17 protein-coding genes are annotated in these 15,538 nt (G+C 70.4%); 10 read left to right on the top strand and 7 right to left on the bottom strand.

Annotated elements, in window-relative coordinates:
* Positions 1 to 35: 35 nt before the first annotated feature.
* The gene (locus DJ81_RS11960; RefSeq protein ID WP_094589880.1) at positions 36 to 443 is read right to left on the bottom strand and encodes a MaoC/PaaZ C-terminal domain-containing protein; all 408 of its coding nucleotides are present in this window, start codon (positions 441 to 443) and stop codon (positions 36 to 38) included.
* A gap of 246 nt (positions 444 to 689) precedes the next feature.
* Here DJ81_RS11960 and DJ81_RS11955 point away from each other — a divergent pair, with 246 nt between their 5' ends.
* Genes DJ81_RS11955 through DJ81_RS11945 form a run of 3 tightly spaced genes read left to right on the top strand, consistent with a single transcriptional unit; the run spans position 690 to position 2,901 of the window.
* On the top strand, positions 690 to 1,688 hold the full coding sequence (locus DJ81_RS11955) for a phosphate uptake regulator PhoU (protein WP_094526455.1): 999 nt from the start codon (positions 690 to 692) through the stop codon (positions 1,686 to 1,688).
* Positions 1,685 to 2,494: an alpha/beta hydrolase gene (locus DJ81_RS11950; RefSeq protein ID WP_212589841.1), complete on the top strand. Its 810-nt coding sequence runs from the start codon at positions 1,685 to 1,687 to the stop codon at positions 2,492 to 2,494. The genes DJ81_RS11955 and DJ81_RS11950 overlap by 4 nt, the downstream gene beginning before the upstream one ends.
* A 23-nt stretch (positions 2,495 to 2,517) precedes the next feature.
* Positions 2,518 to 2,901, top strand: a complete 384-nt coding sequence (locus DJ81_RS11945; RefSeq protein ID WP_094558008.1) for a hypothetical protein — start codon at positions 2,518 to 2,520, stop codon at positions 2,899 to 2,901.
* 39 nt (positions 2,902 to 2,940) lie between these two features.
* On the opposite strand, the gene DJ81_RS11940 is transcribed toward DJ81_RS11945, so the two are convergent.
* Positions 2,941 to 4,470 (bottom strand): GMC family oxidoreductase, encoded by a 1,530-nt coding sequence (locus tag DJ81_RS11940; RefSeq protein ID WP_094589878.1) that lies wholly within the window; start codon positions 4,468 to 4,470, stop codon positions 2,941 to 2,943.
* A 119-nt stretch (positions 4,471 to 4,589) separates the two neighbouring features.
* Here DJ81_RS11940 and DJ81_RS11935 point away from each other — a divergent pair, with 119 nt between their 5' ends.
* From DJ81_RS11935 to DJ81_RS11920, 4 genes are all read left to right on the top strand, one after another.
* Positions 4,590 to 4,871, top strand: a complete 282-nt coding sequence (locus DJ81_RS11935; RefSeq protein WP_094524140.1) for a ubiquitin-like small modifier protein 1 — start codon at positions 4,590 to 4,592, stop codon at positions 4,869 to 4,871.
* The gene (locus DJ81_RS11930) at positions 4,868 to 5,212 is read left to right on the top strand and encodes a hypothetical protein (RefSeq protein WP_094524139.1); all 345 of its coding nucleotides are present in this window, start codon (positions 4,868 to 4,870) and stop codon (positions 5,210 to 5,212) included. The genes DJ81_RS11935 and DJ81_RS11930 overlap by 4 nt, the downstream gene beginning before the upstream one ends.
* Positions 5,212 to 5,628 (top strand): hypothetical protein, encoded by a 417-nt coding sequence (locus DJ81_RS11925; RefSeq protein ID WP_094589876.1) that lies wholly within the window; start codon positions 5,212 to 5,214, stop codon positions 5,626 to 5,628. The genes DJ81_RS11930 and DJ81_RS11925 overlap by 1 nt, the downstream gene beginning before the upstream one ends.
* 96 nt (positions 5,629 to 5,724) lie before the next feature.
* Positions 5,725 to 6,444 (top strand): fumarylacetoacetate hydrolase family protein, encoded by a 720-nt coding sequence (locus tag DJ81_RS11920; protein ID WP_094589874.1) that lies wholly within the window; start codon positions 5,725 to 5,727, stop codon positions 6,442 to 6,444.
* A gap of 363 nt (positions 6,445 to 6,807) precedes the next feature.
* Here DJ81_RS11920 and DJ81_RS11915 read toward each other — a convergent pair whose 3' ends face one another.
* The 4 genes from DJ81_RS11915 to DJ81_RS11900 form a co-directional block, all read right to left on the bottom strand.
* The gene (locus tag DJ81_RS11915; protein WP_094589872.1) at positions 6,808 to 8,028 is read right to left on the bottom strand and encodes a DUF418 domain-containing protein; all 1,221 of its coding nucleotides are present in this window, start codon (positions 8,026 to 8,028) and stop codon (positions 6,808 to 6,810) included.
* Positions 8,029 to 8,125: 97 nt separating this feature from the next.
* The gene (locus DJ81_RS11910; RefSeq protein ID WP_094589870.1) at positions 8,126 to 9,196 is read right to left on the bottom strand and encodes a Gfo/Idh/MocA family protein; all 1,071 of its coding nucleotides are present in this window, start codon (positions 9,194 to 9,196) and stop codon (positions 8,126 to 8,128) included.
* 84 nt (positions 9,197 to 9,280) lie between these two features.
* Positions 9,281 to 9,709 carry a hypothetical protein gene (locus DJ81_RS11905; RefSeq protein WP_094526448.1) on the bottom strand — a complete coding sequence of 143 codons (429 nt, stop codon included), beginning with the start codon at positions 9,707 to 9,709 and terminating at the stop codon, positions 9,281 to 9,283.
* Between the two features lie 115 nt (positions 9,710 to 9,824).
* On the bottom strand, positions 9,825 to 11,612 hold the full coding sequence (locus tag DJ81_RS11900; RefSeq protein ID WP_094589868.1) for a thiamine pyrophosphate-binding protein: 1,788 nt from the start codon (positions 11,610 to 11,612) through the stop codon (positions 9,825 to 9,827).
* 122 nt (positions 11,613 to 11,734) lie between these two features.
* Here DJ81_RS11900 and DJ81_RS11895 point away from each other — a divergent pair, with 122 nt between their 5' ends.
* From DJ81_RS11895 to DJ81_RS11885, 3 genes are all read left to right on the top strand, one after another.
* Positions 11,735 to 12,523 carry a sugar phosphate isomerase/epimerase gene (locus DJ81_RS11895; RefSeq protein ID WP_094589866.1) on the top strand — a complete coding sequence of 263 codons (789 nt, stop codon included), beginning with the start codon at positions 11,735 to 11,737 and terminating at the stop codon, positions 12,521 to 12,523.
* A gap of 151 nt (positions 12,524 to 12,674) precedes the next feature.
* Positions 12,675 to 12,959, top strand: coding sequence for a hypothetical protein (locus DJ81_RS11890; protein WP_094522914.1), 285 nt, complete (start codon positions 12,675 to 12,677; stop codon positions 12,957 to 12,959).
* Positions 12,959 to 13,513: an adenylate kinase gene (locus DJ81_RS11885; protein WP_094526445.1), complete on the top strand. Its 555-nt coding sequence runs from the start codon at positions 12,959 to 12,961 to the stop codon at positions 13,511 to 13,513. Before DJ81_RS11890 ends, DJ81_RS11885 begins: the two co-directional genes overlap by 1 nt.
* 124 nt (positions 13,514 to 13,637) lie before the next feature.
* On the opposite strand, the gene DJ81_RS11880 is transcribed toward DJ81_RS11885, so the two are convergent.
* The gene (locus DJ81_RS11880) at positions 13,638 to 15,530 is read right to left on the bottom strand and encodes a DEAD/DEAH box helicase family protein (protein ID WP_249269128.1); all 1,893 of its coding nucleotides are present in this window, start codon (positions 15,528 to 15,530) and stop codon (positions 13,638 to 13,640) included.
* Between the last annotated feature and the right edge of the window lie 8 nt (positions 15,531 to 15,538).

The following is a 15,538-nucleotide window of genomic DNA, read 5'->3' as shown; positions in this document are numbered from 1 at the left end:
GGGCCCGCTGTGCGTCGGGGCGTCGGTCCGCGCGGTCAGTCGTCCTCGTGGGCCACCGAGAGTATCGTCGCTTCCCCGTCGAGGACGCGCTCCTCGCGCGCGTCCACGAACGCCTCCGTCCGCACCCGCAGTCGGTCGCCGCCGAGGTCCTCGACGACCTCGACGGCGGCCCTGACCGTTTCGCCCGGGCGCACTGGCGCTTCGAACGACAGCTCCTGTTCGAGGTAGACGATGTCGCCCGGGAGCGACGCGAGCGCCGCGGAGACCGCCGCCGCAGACAGTATCCCGTGGGCTACGCGCCCGCCGAACATCGTCTCCGCGGCGTACGTGTCGTCGAGGTGGATCGGGTTCTCGTCGCCCGAGAGCTCGGCGAACGCGTCGATCGCCTCCTCCGTGACCTGTACCTCGTGGGACGCCGTCTCGCCGACAGTCGCGACTGGCATGACGCAACGATCGGCGCCCCGCCGCCTCAAGCCCGGGGTTCACCCTCGAACGTCGGCGTCCCGCGCGGCCCGCGGAATAAATATATAGACATATATAATATTTATAAGACAACCGATAGTTAGGTCTCGTCCGCGGCTTCTATCCGAATTAAGGCCGCTGAGATACGACTTATGCCGGATTTTCGAGGCGCATACGGAGTATATATTTTGAATAAACTTAAGGGATATCGTGTGCGATCTGTATACATGGAAACGAGGAAGGTGCAGGTCACCGGCGGCTCGACGTACACGGTCTCGATCCCGAAGACGTGGGCGACGGAAAACGGCGTGGAGGCCGGCACCGAGATCGAGTTCTTCCCCGACGGCGACTCGCTGTTCCTCACGCCGCGGTCGGAGGAGGAGCGCACCCGCGGGACGCTCGACGTCACCGACCTCTCGGGGCAGGCGCTCACCCGGGCGGTGACGACGATGTACGTCAGCGGGTTCGACGTGATCGAACTGGAGGGCGCCGGGATCTCCACTGAGCAGCGCTCCGCCATCCGCGAGGCGGTCCAGAGCCTCGTCGGCCTGGAGGTGTTAGAGGAGACGCGCGACCGGGTCGTCATCCAGGACCTGCTCGACTCCTCGGAGCTGTCGATCCACAACGCCGTCACCCGGATGCGGCTGATATCGCTGTCGATGCTGGAGGACGCGCTCGCCGCGCTCTCCGATCTCGACCACGACCTCGCCCGCGACGTGATCGGCCGCGACGACGACCTCGATCGGCTCTGGCTCGTCGTCTCCCGGATCTTCCGCGCGACGCTTCGCACGCCGAAGGCGGCCGAAGAGCTCGGCCTCCCGCGCGAGGAGTGTTTCGACTACCACTCCAGCGCCCGCCAGCTGGAGCGGATCGGCGACCACGCGACGAAGATCGGCCACCTGACGCTCAGCATCGACGAGCCGCTTCCCGACGAGGTCGTCGAGGCGGTCAACGACCTCCACGGCGACGCGGTCGAGGTGATCGACACCGCGATGGACGCGCTGTTCGCCGACGACAGCGACGAGGCGACGCGGCTGGCGAACGACGCTCGCACGGGCGTCAGGGCGATCGACGAACGGGTGCGCGCGATCGACGAACTCCTCCGCGACCTGGACCCGGCCCGCGCGCAGCTGCTCGGGCTCGTCGTCGACTCCGTCCTCCGGTCGGCCGACTACGGCGGCAACATCGCGGAGACGGCCCTCCAGAAGGCCGCGCCGACCCCGTGAGCCCCGAGGGAGACGACACGGGTCGGCTCCCCGCCCGCCGCACCGTCGCCGTCGCCGTCGCGGTGATCGCGCTGGGTGCGGCGGTTCTCGCGACCGGTGCCGGGCTCTACTTCGCGGTCGGCGCGGGCCCGGAGGAGGCGGCGGTGAACGCGGTCGAGTCCTCGTCGGCCGTCACCGTCGAGCGGCTCGACGGGCTGACGGTCGTTCGGAGCGGGCCGGTGACCGCGGAGACGGTCGGACTCGCCTACTATCCCGGCGCGCGCGTGAACCCGGAGAGTTACGTCCCGACCGCCGCGGCGACGGTCGCGGGGCGAGACGTCGCCGTCGTGATCGTCGACGTGCCGCTGAACCTCGCGGTGCTCGGACCGAACCGGGCCGACGACGCGCGGGCGGCGCTCCCGGCGGTCGAGTCGTGGTACGTCGGCGGCCACTCGCTCGGCGGCGCGATGGCCTGTCGGTACGCGGCGGCCAACGCCGTCGACCTCGACGGGCTCGTCCTCCACGCCGCCTACTGCGACAGCGACGTCTCAGAGAGCGGGCTGCGGGTCCTCTCGGTGCTCGGGGGCGCCGACGGGGTGATCGACGCGGACCGCGAGCGCGAGAGCCGGTCGAACCTGCCCGACGACGCCCGGGTGATCGAGCTCGACGGGGTCAATCACGCCGGGTTCGGCGCCTACGGGCCGCAGCGGGGAGACGAGTCGGTATCGACCGACCCGGCGGCCGCGCGTGATCGGGTCGGGACGCTCACCGGTCGGTGGCTCGTGGAGGCCCCCGTCGAGCGGCGGATCGGTGAGCGGGTTTTTTGAGCGTCGCCGCCGGACGATTCGGTATGCCAGAGATAGAGCTCGGCGTGCCGCGAGGGGTCGTCGAGTCGCTCCCCGAGGAGGACGAGACCGCCGAACAGGACATGCGTCGCGCCATCGCCGGCATTCAGTCGCGGATCAACGAGGAGATCGAGGGCGCCGAGCCCGCGGAGGCGGCCGAGGTCGTCGCCGACGCGGTCGAGCGAATGGAGACGCAGGCGAGCACGTACCACGAGTTCGTTCCGGAACTGCGCGCGTGGGGGCAGTCCCCGATCTACGCCATCGCGTGGCGGAACCTCTACGTGGAACTGATCGGACAGCTGTACGAACACGAGTGGCTCGGCGACGAGCTGGGTCGCGAGCGGAATTTCCGGCTCGTCGAGGACGGGATCCGGCTCTCGGACCTGTAGTCCCCTTCCGAACGCGGTCCCGCCGGGCGAACCGGCCGGTCAGGCCTCGAGCAGCGACGCCGCCCGCTCGCCGACGGCGATCGCGGGCGCGTTGGTGTTGCCGCTCGGAATCGTCGGCATCACCGACGTGTCGGCGACCCGGACGCCGTCCACGCCGTGCACACGGAGCCGATCGTCGACGACCGCCGACTCGTCGTCCCCCATCCGACACGTCCCGACCGGGTGGTACACCGTGTGAGCGGTCTCGCGCACGTGTTCCTCGATCTCCGCGTCTGTCTCGACGTCCTCGCCCGGCCAGACCTCCGCGCCGCGATACGGGTCGAGGGCGTCGGCCCGAGCGATCTCACGGGCCCGCTTGACGCCCTCGCGGAGGACCTCGAGGTCCGGCTCGGCCGAGAGGTACCGCGGATCGACGACGGGGTCATCGGTGGGATCGTCGGAGGCGAGCTCGACCCGCCCCCTGCTCTCGGGCCGCACTTGCGTCGCGCCGATCGAGAACCCGAGCCCGTCGGGGTTGTCGAAGCCGTGGTTCATGTAGTACGTCGGACAGAAGTGGAACTGGAGGTCCGGCGCCGGCTCGTCGTCGTCGACGTAGGTGTACCCGGCGCCCTCCCCGATGTTCGACGTCGGCGCCGGCGGCTCGTCGTCGGTCCGATCGTACACGACGAAGCTGAACAGGTGGTCCTGGAGGTTACGGCCGACGCCCGGTCGGTCGGCGACCACGTCGACGTCGTGGTCGCGAAGGTGCTCTGCCGGCCCCACGCCGGAGCACATCAGTAGCTGCGGCGTGTCGTACGCCCCCGCGCTGAGCACCACCTCCTCCGCGACGTCGACCTCGTGCGTCTCGCCGTCGCGTCGGTAGTCGACGCCCTCGGCGCGGTTCGCGTCGTCGAACCGGATACCGGTGACGTGTGCGCGGGTCTCGACGGTCAGCCCGGCGCGGTCCAGTACCGGTTTGATGAACGCCGCGGCGCTGCTGCACCGCTTCCCGTCCCGCTGCGTCACGTGGTACAGTCCCGCACCGGTCTGCCGTCGCCCGTTGATGTCGGCGTTCCGCTCGATGCCGCACTCCTCGGCCGCGTCTACGAACGCCTCGGAGGCCGGGTGCGGGTCGGACAGGTCGTCGACGGTCAGCGGTCCCCCCGTCCCGTGGAACTCCTCGTCTCCGGTGCCGACGAAGTCCTCGCTCCGTTTGAACGCGTCGAGCATCTCGTCGTGGCTCCAGCCGTCGTTCCCCATCGACGCCCAGTTGTCGTAGTCCCAGGGAACGCCCCGGTTGTAGATCATCGCGTTCAGCGAGCTCGACCCCCCGAGGGTCTTCCCGCGGGGATGGTACAGCCGGCGGTCGTTCATCTCCGGCTGCGGCTCCGTGTAGTACTCCCAGTCGGCCTCGGACTTGAACAGCTCCGGAAAGCGGACCGGTGTGTTGATCCGCTCCTCGTGGTTCTCGTCGGGTGCCCCCGCTTCGAGTAAAATCACGTCGTTCCCCCGCTCAACTAGCCGCCGCGCGACCACGCAGCCCGCCGACCCGGCGCCGACGACCGCGTAATCGTACGCCTTGATTGACATTTCCGAGTGATCGGACGGACCGGTGGAACCTAAAGCTATGGTACCACATCGCACGAGCGGTGTGGTTCCTCCCCGCTTCTCGGGACCGTTTTATGTCGGTCCGGACCGATTACGCGCATATGGAACTGGAACTGCGGTTCTTCGCGACGTTTCGCGAGGCCGCCGGCGGGAAAATCGTCGAGGCGGAGTTCGCCGACGGGTCGAGCGTCGGAGACGTGTTGCGGGAGCTAGAAGCGGAGTACGAGGGGATGAACGGTCGCCTGGTCGTCGACGGCGGCCTCGCCCCCCAGATCAACGTGCTCAAGAACGGCCGCGAGGTGCTTCACCTCGACGGGCTGGAGACGGCGTTGGAGGACGGCGACCGGCTCTCGGTGTTCCCGCCGGTCGCGGGCGGCGCATGACCCCCGACGGCGAGGCGAGCGGCGGGACCGAGCCCGTCGACGGTCCCCCGCCCGCGGAGGAGGGCTGGGAGCGCGAGACGGTCGCGTACCGCGGGATTTCCCGGCGGCTCGCGGCCCACTACCTCGTCAACCTCGGCGGGACGCTCGTGGGCACGGACGACCCGGCCGAGGCGACCCGCGTGGATGGCGACGGGTGGCGCGTCGCGCTCAGCGCCGAGACGGTGACGGCCGCGGCTGCGATTCGACTCACCGAAGTGACCGCCGAGTTCGTCGGCGACCCGGACGCGCTGGCCGAACTCCTCCCGAAGTACCGTCAGAAGGCGATGCGGGCCGGAGGCTGATGGCCGGCGACGAGGAGTCACCCGGGACGGGGTCGACGTCGCCGAACGGCGACTACCCGATCGACGGGACCGCGCTGGTCAAGACGGCGGCGCTCGCCAGCGTCCCCGCCGAGCGGCTCCCCTCCCTCCTCGCCCGCGTGCAGGCGGACCTAGGTCCGCGGATCGCCGAGTACAGGCGGCGATACGAGCGCATCGCGACCGAGCCTGACCGCGAGACGTTCCTTGTGGAGCCCGACCACTGGGAGAGCGTGGGGGAGCGGCTGGGACTCACTGACCGCGAGCGCGACGCCGTCGCCCGCGCCCACGAGACGGCTGTCGAGCGGGCGGGCTCGGGTCGGACGCGGCGCGAGGAGTTCGAGACCGCGCTGGAGATCCGGTCTGGCGTGGTGATCGGGACCGCGACCGACGACGACTGACCGCGATCGACCGCGACGACGACTGACCGCGATCGACCGTGACGACGACTGACCGCGACCGACGCCTTTTCGACGCCCCCGCGTGGACGTGCCGCCATGCGACTCGCACGCCTGCTCACGCCGGACGGACCGGTCTCCGGACGCTACGAGGACGGGACGATCGTCGACGACGACGGCCGCTACGAGGTCGGTCGCGACGGGCGGCTCCTCCCGCCCTGCGACCCGAGCGCGCTCTACTGCGTCGGACGGAACTACGTCGAGACACTCGATCAGATGGAGTACGAGCGGCCCGAGGAGCCCGACTTCTTCATCAAACCGCCGGCGAGCCTGCTCGCGCACGGCGAGTCGATCGCGTACCCCGAGTGGACCGACGAGCTGACGTACGCCGGCGAGCTGGTCGCCGTCATCGACGAGCGCTGCCGGGATGTCGCCCCCGAGGACGTTCCCGAGGTCGTCCGCGGCTACACGGTGATGAACGACGTCGACGCGCTCGACCAGCAGGGGCGGACCGCGCGGAAGGCGTTCGACGGCTCAGCGCCCCTCGGCCCGTGGATCGAGACCGACGTCGACCCGACGAACCTCGACATCTCGACGACGGTCGGCGGGGAGCAGCGTCAGGACGCGAACACCGAGCTGATGCTGTTCGGTCCCCACGAGATCGTCTCGTACCTCTCGGAGCGGTTCACCTTCGAGCCCGGCGACTGCGTCGCCTTCGGGAGCCCGGCGAACCCCGGGCTCGTCGAACCGGGCGAGCGCGTCGAGATCACCTACGAGGGCGTCGGGACGCTGTCGAACCGAGTCGTCGACGTGTCCTGACTGACGGCTTATTTTAATAAGCGTGCGGTGGCGCGTGCTTTTTGAGCGGCCGGAGGCCGCGAGTAGCGAGGGACCGAAGGTCCCTCTGACAGCCGGCGGCGTAGCCGCCGGCGAGAGCGCGCGCGAGGGAGTCGCTGGCTCCCGAAGCGAAGCGGAGGGTGCCAGCGGCGAGGCTGGGGAGGCGTGAGGCTGCGGTTGCGGTGCGGGGCGCGCCTCACGGCTGGAGCCTTGGATGCCTTCACCGTCGACGCGTGTTCGATTATTTATAACCGAGCCGCCGGAGGGGTTCGTCGTGCCAACGACGGCAACGACATATACACAGACTACGATCGAACCGGGAAAATGACGGCCAGCGAAATTCGATTAGTTCGGATTCTTCAGCGGCTGCCGCTCCCCGTACGTCAGCGTCCGCCAGACCCACTCCACGGGGCCGTATCGGTAGTAGTTGAGCCACGCCACCGACAGCACCACCTGCACGACCCAGATGGCGAGGACGATCCCGTACTGTTCGACGCGGTTCACGGAGCCGAACAGGCCGAGGCCGTGGCCGTAGAAGATCGAGGTCGCGAGCACTGTCTGGAGGAGGTAGTTGGTGAACGCGGTCCGGCCGACCGCGGCGAAGGTCCTCGTCACCGGACCGTCGGGCCGCCGCTTCGCGTACAGCATGACGAGCCCGACGTAGCCCCCGGCGACGAGGAGGCTCCCCCAGTAGTTGAACTGACGCCAGTACAGCGCCGCGCCCGCGCTCCAGTCGTTCGCCTCGATGTAGGCGACGCCGGCGACGACGACCGCGACGCCGACGACCCCGCCGGCGACGAGCCGCTTATAAAACCGCGCCGAGCGCTCGCCGGTGAGCACGCCCCAGCGGTACAGCGCCATTCCGAGCAGCATCACGCCGCCGACGCGCCAGAAGCTGGACCCGATGAAGCCGGACGTCTGTCGCTGGAAGGAGGCGGAGACGCGGTGGTCCATCTGTTCGAGCCAGCCGCTCCGGTAGGTCGCCACCTCCTGGCGCAGGGCGGCCTCGCTCGGCGCCCACTGAGACGCGATCGCGTCGCCGCCGATGCTGACCGCGGCGAACAGCTCCGTGACGGGAACGAACAGCAGGAAGAGTCCGCCGAGCGCCGCCAGCCGTTTCGCGTCCGTGTCGCGGACCGTGATCAGGAACAGCCCGGTGAAGCCGTAGGCGACGAGGATGTCGCCGTACCACAGCAGGTACGCGTGCGCGAGTCCGACCGCGATGAGCACCGCGGTCCGCCGGTAGTGGAGCCGGACCGCGTCCTGTCCCTTCTCCTCTTTGCTCCCGACGAACAGCAGGACTCCGGCGCCGAACAGCGCCGAGAACAGCGTGATGAGCTTCGACTGCGCGAACACGTGGCCGGCGAACCACGCCCAGTAGTTCGCGCCTGTGAAGTCGCCGTAGACGGTGGAATCGGCGTACACGGTGGGGTTCAACAGCGACGCCTCCGGCATCGCGAACACCCAGACGTTGATGAGCAGGATTCCGAGCAGGGCGAACCCTCTGAGCGCGTCGAGGCTGACGATGCGTTCGGAGGGCGGGGTCGGGCCGGCGTCGCGTGTCACGGATTGCTTCCGAGGAGGAACCGGAGAACCGAATAGGTTCGGATAGCGGGAGCCGGAGACGGCGGGGACTCGGGCCGAGGGCGGGACCGGGCCGGCCTCAGTCCAGCCGGACGGCCTCGCCGCGCTCCGAGGATCGGTAGATTGCGTCGATGACGCGCTGGACGGAGAGCGCCTCGTCGATCGTGTTGATCGCGGGCGCCTCGCCCGCGGCGACCGCTTCGAGGAACGCCGACTGCTCGGCCCCGTGGCTGTCGCCCTCGCGGGTCTCGACCTCGGTGTCGGAGAAGTGGTGGCTGTCGCCGTCGAAGGAGCGCGCCTCGTGGATCGTGAGCTCGTCGCTGCCGCGGTCGAACGTCGCGCCCGCCTCCGTCCCGCGGATCACGAACTCGTCGTTCGTCGGTCGGTTCGTCGCCCACGCGACCTCCAGCGACACCGTGTTGCCGTCGGCGTCGCGGATGAACGCCGACGCCGAGTCCTCGACGTCGAACCCCTCGGCGCCGTTGTCGTCGCCCCACATGTGGACGAACGCGTAGTCGTCCCGGCTCCCGAACTCGGAGCGCGTCTCGCCCGACACCTCGACGACCTCCGGGTGGTCGAGGAAGTACAGCGCCAGGTCGACGGCGTGGACGCCGATGTCGATGAGCGCGCCGCCCCCGGCGACGTCGCCCGACGTGAACCACGAGCCGCGGCCGGGGACTCCCCGGCGGCGGACGTAGTTCGCCTCGACGTGGGTCGTCTCGCCGAACCGCCCCTCGTCCTGGTAGCCTTTGATCACCTGGACGGGCTCCGCGAACCGGTTGTTGAACCCGACCATGCAGAACCCCTCGGCGTCGCGGGCGGCCGCGGCGATGCGCTCGGCGCTCTCGACCGTGTGTGCGAGCGGCTTCTCCAAGAGCACGTCGAGGCCGGCCTTCAGCGCCGAGACGGCGTACTCCTCGTGGAAGCGGTTCGGCGTCGTGATCAGGACGGCGTCGCAGTCCTCGTACAGGTCCGTCTCGCTCTCGTACGCGTGGACGTCGAACTCCTCGTGGAACCGCCGCCGGGCGTCGGCGTCGATGTCCATGCCGCCGACGAGGTTCGCGCCGCGTTCCGTCAGCTTCGTCGCGTGGTGCTTCCCGATCCCGCCGAGGCCGACGATGCCGACGGCGATGTCGTTCGCGTGAGTCATACGCCGAATTCACAACGAATGTTGTTAAGGTTCACGCTCCGACTCACCCGGTCGCGATCGCCGGCAGTCCGGGGCGCGGGCGGTTCAGAGGAGCGCGAAGAGCGTCTCCGCCAGTTCGAACAGACCACCGAACGACTCCGCGCCCGGGCCGAGACCTCCCTCGCCCGGGAGGGTCCCGAGGATACGCTCGGACTCGCGGCTCCAGACGAACCCCCCGACCAGCCACGCGCCGGCGAGGAAGGCGACCGCAGCGAGCAGCCGCGAGACGGCGAGAAGCCGCAAGACGAGAGGCAACAGGAGCACCGACGCCGCCCCGGCGAGAACGTAGGTGACGGCCGACCGCAGCGACGCCGCGAGCGCCGGTTCGACCGTCCCGGTCCCGACGAGGAGCGCGGTCCCGCCGACGCCGCACAGGAGCGCCCCCCAGACGACCGCACCGAGCAGCTGCACTCGCCCGCCGTACCCGGAGCCGGCCGCCTCCGGCACGTCGTCGTGGACCCACGGATTGCGCATGCGGACCGTCGCCGTCCCGCCCGTATATATCTCGCTTCAGATACCCGAAACGCGAGGCGTGAAACGTTCTGACGGGGACCATCGACGGGACTGGCGGCCGTTCGCGTCCCTTCGGCTATCGCTCCTCGTCGACGGGGCGGTCCCGCGTCATCCACTCGCTCGCCTGCGGCTCCGCCGCGTCAGTCACGACCTCGACCAGCGCGGGGCCGTCGCGGCGCCGGGCCGCGTCGACCGCGTCCCCGACCGCGTCGAGGTCGGTCACCCGCTCCGCGGGGACGCCCATCCCGGACGCGACGGCGACCAGGTCGAGGCCCGCGTCCGCCCACCCGTAGGCGCTTTCGGGAAAGTCGTACGAGCGCGACGCCTCCTCGCTGATGATCGCGTAGTCGTCGTTGTTGAGCGCGACCACCGTCACGTCGAGGTCCTCGGCGGCGAGCGTGTGTAGCTCGTGAACGCACATCATGAGTCCGCCGTCCCCGGTGAGCGCGACGGCGTCGCGGTCGGGGTTGGCGAGCCTCGCGCCGATCGCCGACGGGAGCCCGGTGCCCATCGTCGCCCACGACCCCGGGTTGACGTACGATCGAGGCCCCGACGCCGGGAAGGAGACGAGCGTCCAGAGCCGGAACCCGCCCGCGTCCGCCGTGACGACGGTCTCGTCCGGGAGCGCCTCCCGGACCTCCCGGAGGACTTCGACGGACCGGAGCGGGTCGTCGGGGGCCCGCCCGTCGGCGAGCGTCGCGAACCGCTCCTCGTCGGCCGACCTGACCGCACCGGCCCGCTCGGCGCCGTCGAGTTCGGCCCCGTCCGCCGCCGGCGACGACGAGGCCGGCGACGACGAGACCGGCGGCGAGGGGTCCGCCTCCCGGCCCTGGTCGAGACGATCGTCGAGCGCACGAAGGAACGCGTCCGCGTCGGCGACGACCCCGAGTTCCGTCTCGTAGCCGAATCCGACGTCGTCTCCGTCGAGGGTGACGTGGACGAGCCGGTCCGGCATCGAGACCGACCACGAGGCGGTCGCGACCGCGTCGAGGTCGGACCCGACGACGAGCCCGACGTCGGCCGCGCCGAGCAGTTCCCGGAGGTCGGTGCTCGACCCGCCGCAGAGGACGCCGGCGGAGAGCGCGTGCGTCTCCGGCAGCGTTCCCTTCCCCTTGTACGTGGTCGCGACCGGCGCGTCGAGCGCCTCCGCGACGGACCGGAGCGCGTCGCTCGCGCCGGCCCGTCGCACGCCGCCGCCCGCGAGGATCGCCGGGGCGTCGGCCCCCGCGAGCAGTTCCGCGGCGCGGTCGACGGCGTCGGCGGGCGGGGCCGGCGGCGCGCTCGGCGACCGCTCTCCGACCGCGGGCTGCGGCGTCCGGCTCGCGAGGACGTCCTTCGGGATCCCGACACGAACCGGCCCCTGCGGGTGTTCGCGAGCGACGCGAATCGCGTCGGCGACGGCGGGGACGGCGCCCGCCGGCGAGTCCACGAGGACGTTCTCCTTGACGACCGTGTCGTACGTCTCGGGCGGCGTCTCGTGGATTCCGTCGCCGCCGCGCACCTCGCGCTCCGTCTCGACGGCGAGGTGGAGGAGGGGGACGCAGTCGTTCAGGGCGTTCTTCAGCCCGTTCATCGCGTTCATATCTCCCGGCCCGGGGACGACGACCGTCGCCGCCATCGCGCCCGGCTCGCTCGTCTCGGCGTACCCCCACGCCTGGTGGGTGACTGCCGTCTCGTGGCGCGCGACCACGAACCGCGCGTCGCGATCGGCGAGCGCTCGGTTGAGCGGGAGCGTCTGCTTCCCGGGGATCCCGAAGGCGACGTCGACCCCGCGGTCGAGCATGTGGTCGACGACCGCTTCGGCGACGGTCGGCGCGTCGACCCCGTCGGCGATCGTACCGCCCGGGGAGTCGGTAGTCTCCATACCGCGAGGTCGACGGAGCGCGTGTTCAAACCTTCGGCGGCATCGGGGGCCGCCGGCCGGTCGGCGGCGTCGCGGCCGCGGGATATCCGAATCAACACATCGGTGGCCGAGAAACGACAGCTATGATCGATATCGCGGTCCAGCTGTACACGCTGCGCTCGATCGACGCTCCGCTCCCGGAGCTGCTCGACCGCGTGGGCGGGGCCGGCTACGACGGAGTGGAGTTCGCCTACCGGGTTGGCGAGTCGCCGATCGAGGCGGTGCTCGCGGCGCTCGACCGGAACGGTCTGGAGGCCGCCTCCGCGCACGTCCCGATCGAGGCGTTGGAAGACACGCCGGCCGAGGCGTTGGAAGACACGCCGGCCGAGGCGTTGGAAGACGACTTCGACGAGACCGTCGACCGCTACGACCGGCTCGGCGTCGACACGCTCGTCGTCCCGTGGCTCGACCCGACGCACTTCGAGAGCGCGGCCGCGGTCGAAGCGGTCGCGACGCGGCTGAACGACCTCGCGGCGGCCCTCGACGCCCAGCGCGTCCGGCTCGCGTACCACAACCACGACCAGGAGTTCGCGAGCCTCGACGGCGACCCCGCTATCGAGCGACTGATCGACCGGACCGACGATCGGGTCGAGTTAGAGATCGACGCCGGCTGGGCGCTCGTCGGCGGGGCGGACCCCGCCGAGCTGATCGACCGACACGCCGGCCGGATCACGCACGTCCACGTCACCGACGTCGACGCCGATCGCGGCGAGTCGGTCGCGCTCGGCGAGGGCGACGTGGACCTCGACGCGGTCGTCGCGAGCGCGCGGAACGCCGACGTCGAGTGGCTCGTCTACGAGCACGACGACCCCGCCGATCCGATCGCGTCGATCGAGCGCGGGGCAGCGACCCTCCGAAGGGCGCTGCGCTGAGCGTATCGCTCCGTGCGGTGCGATCAGAGCCTATCGCTCCGTGCGGTGCGATCAGAGCGCACTGCTCCGAGCGGCGTTGCGCCGGCCGCGGCGATCCCTCGGACGGGACCACACGCGTAGCTACTTTACCACACAGTGTCATGTGATATGTATGCGCTTACCAGAGACTCGCGATCTGTTCGCACGGAAGCTACAGTTTCCGGCCTCACGGAAGGCGGTGCTAGAGACGGTGGGTAGCACGGAGCTGTCGCCTCCGGACGGAGAGGCCACGACGATCCGAGCGGTGATCGAGCGGTCCGACATGGAGGAGTTCCACTCGGCAGACGACCTCTACGACACGATGATGTCGCTCGTCGGGGCGCAGTTTATCGGACGCCGGTACTACGACGACCGCGGCGCCATGCCGCAGGACGAGGACACCGAGGTGAGCTTCTGATGGCGGTTACGCTGGTGTCCGGAGTCAACGGCGTCGGGCTCTCGAGCGTCTGTCAGGCCGTCCGACGCGGGCTCGGAGACGGGTACAAACTGATCAACTTCGGCGACGTGATGCTCGAACAGGCGGCCGCGATGGGGCTCACGACCGAACGGGCGAAACTGGGCGATCTCTCACAGTCGCAGACGCGCCGGCTCCAGCGCCGCGCGGGCGAGTTCGTCGCCGACGAGGCGGCGGAGGCGGACGTCCTCCTCTCGACGCACTTGGCGGTCGAAACGAAGGCCGGCTACGTCCAAGGGCTCCCCTCGGAGGTGCTCCACGACGTCTCGCCGAGCGCGTTCGTCCTCGTGGAAGCGAGTCCGGAGACCATCCTCGACCGCCGGCGGACGGGCGACCGCGACTCGCACGCGGTGACCGAGCGCAAGATCTCCTTCGAACAGGACCTCAACCGCTCCGCCGCGCTCCAGTACGCGCGCGACCAGAACGCGCCGGTCCGGTTCATCGAGAACGAGGACAGTATCGAGGAGGCGGCCGAGCGCCTGGCGGACTCGCTCTGACGGCCTGAACCGAGATAGGCCCGTCCGTGCTCGGCGTTCCCCGCCGGGGCCGGCGAGTCGGCGGTTCCGTCTCCGACCGTTCCGCGACCGGCGGCTACGCCGCCACGGACGACTCCGCCACGGACTACTCCGCCACGTTCGTCTCGCGCACTCGCACGCCCTTGCGCGCGAGGTGTCGCATCTGGCGCTGCGCGAACTCCTCTTCGCTGGAGCCGCGAGTGGCGAGCACGTAGACGAGCGCGGAGCCGGAGGGGCGCATCGTCCGGCCGGCGCGCTGGGAGCCCTGCCGGCGGGAGCCGCCGAGCCCGCTGGCGACGATCGCGACCTCGGCGTTCGGGAGGTCGATCCCCTCGTCGCCGACGCGGGAGACGACGAGAGTGTCGAGGTCGTCCCCGTCCGCCCCGGGCTCGTCGCCGTCCCCGCCCTCTTCCCGGAACCGTCGGAACAGCTCCGTGCGCTCGCGGTGCGGCGTCTCGCCGCTGATGAACGGCACGCCGAGCGCGTCCCCGATCGCCTCGCCCTGATCGAGGAACTCGATGAAGACGAGCGCCTTCTTGTCTCGGTGGGCGGCCAGCAGGTACCGGATCTCCTCGATCTTCGCGGGGTTCTCCGCGGCGACCCGGCGGCGCTCTCGACCGTCGGCGCTGGCGTACTCGTTCTGCGCCAGCTCGTCGCGCCACGGGACGTACCGGATCTCCACCTCGGGCTCCTGGACGAACCCCGCCTCGAAGAGGGCGTCCCAGTCGGCGCCGATCGGCTGGCCGATCAGGGTGTAGATCTCCTCCTCGCTCCCGGTCTCGCGGACCGGAGTAGCCGAGAGCCCGAGGCGGTGTTTGCTCTGGAGCTCCGCCGTGCGGCTGTACACCGGCGCGGTAACGTGGTGGCACTCGTCGAAGCAGATCAGTCCCCACTTCCGGGAGTCGAACAGGGAGCGGTGGCGGTCCATGCCAGCGATCTGGTAGGTCGCGATCGTGATCGGCCGGATCTCCTTCTGCCCGCCGTGGTACAGTCCGACGTCGGCGGGGTCTATCGTCGAGTGTTCGAGCAGCTCCTCGCGCCACTGGCCGGCGAGCTCGCGGGAGGGGACCAAGATGAGCGTCTCGCCGCCGACGGCCGCGATGGTCGCGATGGCGGCCACGGTCTTTCCGGAGCCCGGCGGGCCGACGTACACCCCGGAGCGACGCTCGAGGAACGTCTCGACCCACGTCTCCTGATACGGCCGGAGGTCGGTGGTGAGATCGATATCGACCGGGTCGCCCACGTCGAGGTCGCGGTCGTCCTCGACCGGGTAGCCCGCGTCGTATAGGGCGCGTTTGACCTCGGCGACGGCGTCCTCGTTCACCCACGCCTCCGTCTCGGAGATCGGCGCGCGGAGGTGGTCGTCGTCGAGGTGCTGGTCCGCGACGTTGCCCATCAGGCTCTCGGAGGCGGCCGCCAAGACGACGTAGTCGTCCTCGTGGGTGTATAAGCGGAACCGGTGCGCACGGCGCCACTGGTCGCGGATCCACTCCTCGAGGTGGTCGTACCGACGCGGGAGCACCGACCGGAGGCTCGCGACGAGGGCGTCGGCGTCGTCGAACGGCGCGGCCCACACGTCCTCCTGCCGGATCCGGTAGAGGTACCCGCGGGTGCCGGGTTCCGTCCCGGTGGTGTCGACGAGGTACGCGAACTGCGAGAGCCGCGCGCGGGTGTACTGCGTCGGGCGGTCGACGACGATCTCGCGGCGGTTCGGAAACGCGACGACGCGCTCGCGGCTCGCCAGCCGCCCCCAGTCGGTCGGGTAGAAGACGACCGGGTCGCTCTCGACGTCGAGCCGGTCCACGTCGCCGCGGTCGACGAGCGCGGCCAGCGCGTCGCGGGCGGCCGACTGCGTCGTGCCGAGCCGACGAGCGACCTCGCTGGCGGTCGCGATCGGTCGCTCCTCGGCCTCGAGGGCCTCGTGGAAGCGGTCGAGCGAGACGTCGGCGGCGGCCGCGGAACCGTCCTCGGCGCCGGACCCCTCGGGGTCGTCGGTCATTGACGACG

This window comes from Halorubrum sp. Hd13, assembly GCF_002252755.1.
Lineage (GTDB): Archaea > Halobacteriota > Halobacteria > Halobacteriales > Haloferacaceae > Halorubrum.
This window is presented reverse-complemented; position numbering and strand designations above follow the sequence as displayed.

What these genes read in the sequence shown, in the direction of transcription:
- DJ81_RS11910 (WP_094589870.1), bottom strand. Translation starts at nt 9,196, where the DNA reads ATGACTCACGCGAACGACATCGCCGTCGGCATCGTCGGCCTCGGCGGG.
- DJ81_RS11925 (WP_094589876.1), top strand. Translation starts at nt 5,212, where the DNA reads ATGGCCGGCGACGAGGAGTCACCCGGGACGGGGTCGACGTCGCCGAAC.
- DJ81_RS11880 (WP_249269128.1), bottom strand. Translation starts at nt 15,530, where the DNA reads ATGACCGACGACCCCGAGGGGTCCGGCGCCGAGGACGGTTCCGCGGCC.
- DJ81_RS11935 (WP_094524140.1), top strand. Translation starts at nt 4,590, where the DNA reads ATGGAACTGGAACTGCGGTTCTTCGCGACGTTTCGCGAGGCCGCCGGC.
- DJ81_RS11885 (WP_094526445.1), top strand. Translation starts at nt 12,959, where the DNA reads ATGGCGGTTACGCTGGTGTCCGGAGTCAACGGCGTCGGGCTCTCGAGC.
- DJ81_RS11920 (WP_094589874.1), top strand. Translation starts at nt 5,725, where the DNA reads ATGCGACTCGCACGCCTGCTCACGCCGGACGGACCGGTCTCCGGACGC.
- DJ81_RS11945 (WP_094558008.1), top strand. Translation starts at nt 2,518, where the DNA reads ATGCCAGAGATAGAGCTCGGCGTGCCGCGAGGGGTCGTCGAGTCGCTC.
- DJ81_RS11940 (WP_094589878.1), bottom strand. Translation starts at nt 4,470, where the DNA reads ATGTCAATCAAGGCGTACGATTACGCGGTCGTCGGCGCCGGGTCGGCG.
- DJ81_RS11895 (WP_094589866.1), top strand. Translation starts at nt 11,735, where the DNA reads ATGATCGATATCGCGGTCCAGCTGTACACGCTGCGCTCGATCGACGCT.
- DJ81_RS11960 (WP_094589880.1), bottom strand. Translation starts at nt 443, where the DNA reads ATGCCAGTCGCGACTGTCGGCGAGACGGCGTCCCACGAGGTACAGGTC.
- DJ81_RS11890 (WP_094522914.1), top strand. Translation starts at nt 12,675, where the DNA reads ATGCGCTTACCAGAGACTCGCGATCTGTTCGCACGGAAGCTACAGTTT.
- DJ81_RS11905 (WP_094526448.1), bottom strand. Translation starts at nt 9,709, where the DNA reads ATGCGCAATCCGTGGGTCCACGACGACGTGCCGGAGGCGGCCGGCTCC.
- DJ81_RS11900 (WP_094589868.1), bottom strand. Translation starts at nt 11,612, where the DNA reads ATGGAGACTACCGACTCCCCGGGCGGTACGATCGCCGACGGGGTCGAC.
- DJ81_RS11930 (WP_094524139.1), top strand. Translation starts at nt 4,868, where the DNA reads ATGACCCCCGACGGCGAGGCGAGCGGCGGGACCGAGCCCGTCGACGGT.
- DJ81_RS11955 (WP_094526455.1), top strand. Translation starts at nt 690, where the DNA reads ATGGAAACGAGGAAGGTGCAGGTCACCGGCGGCTCGACGTACACGGTC.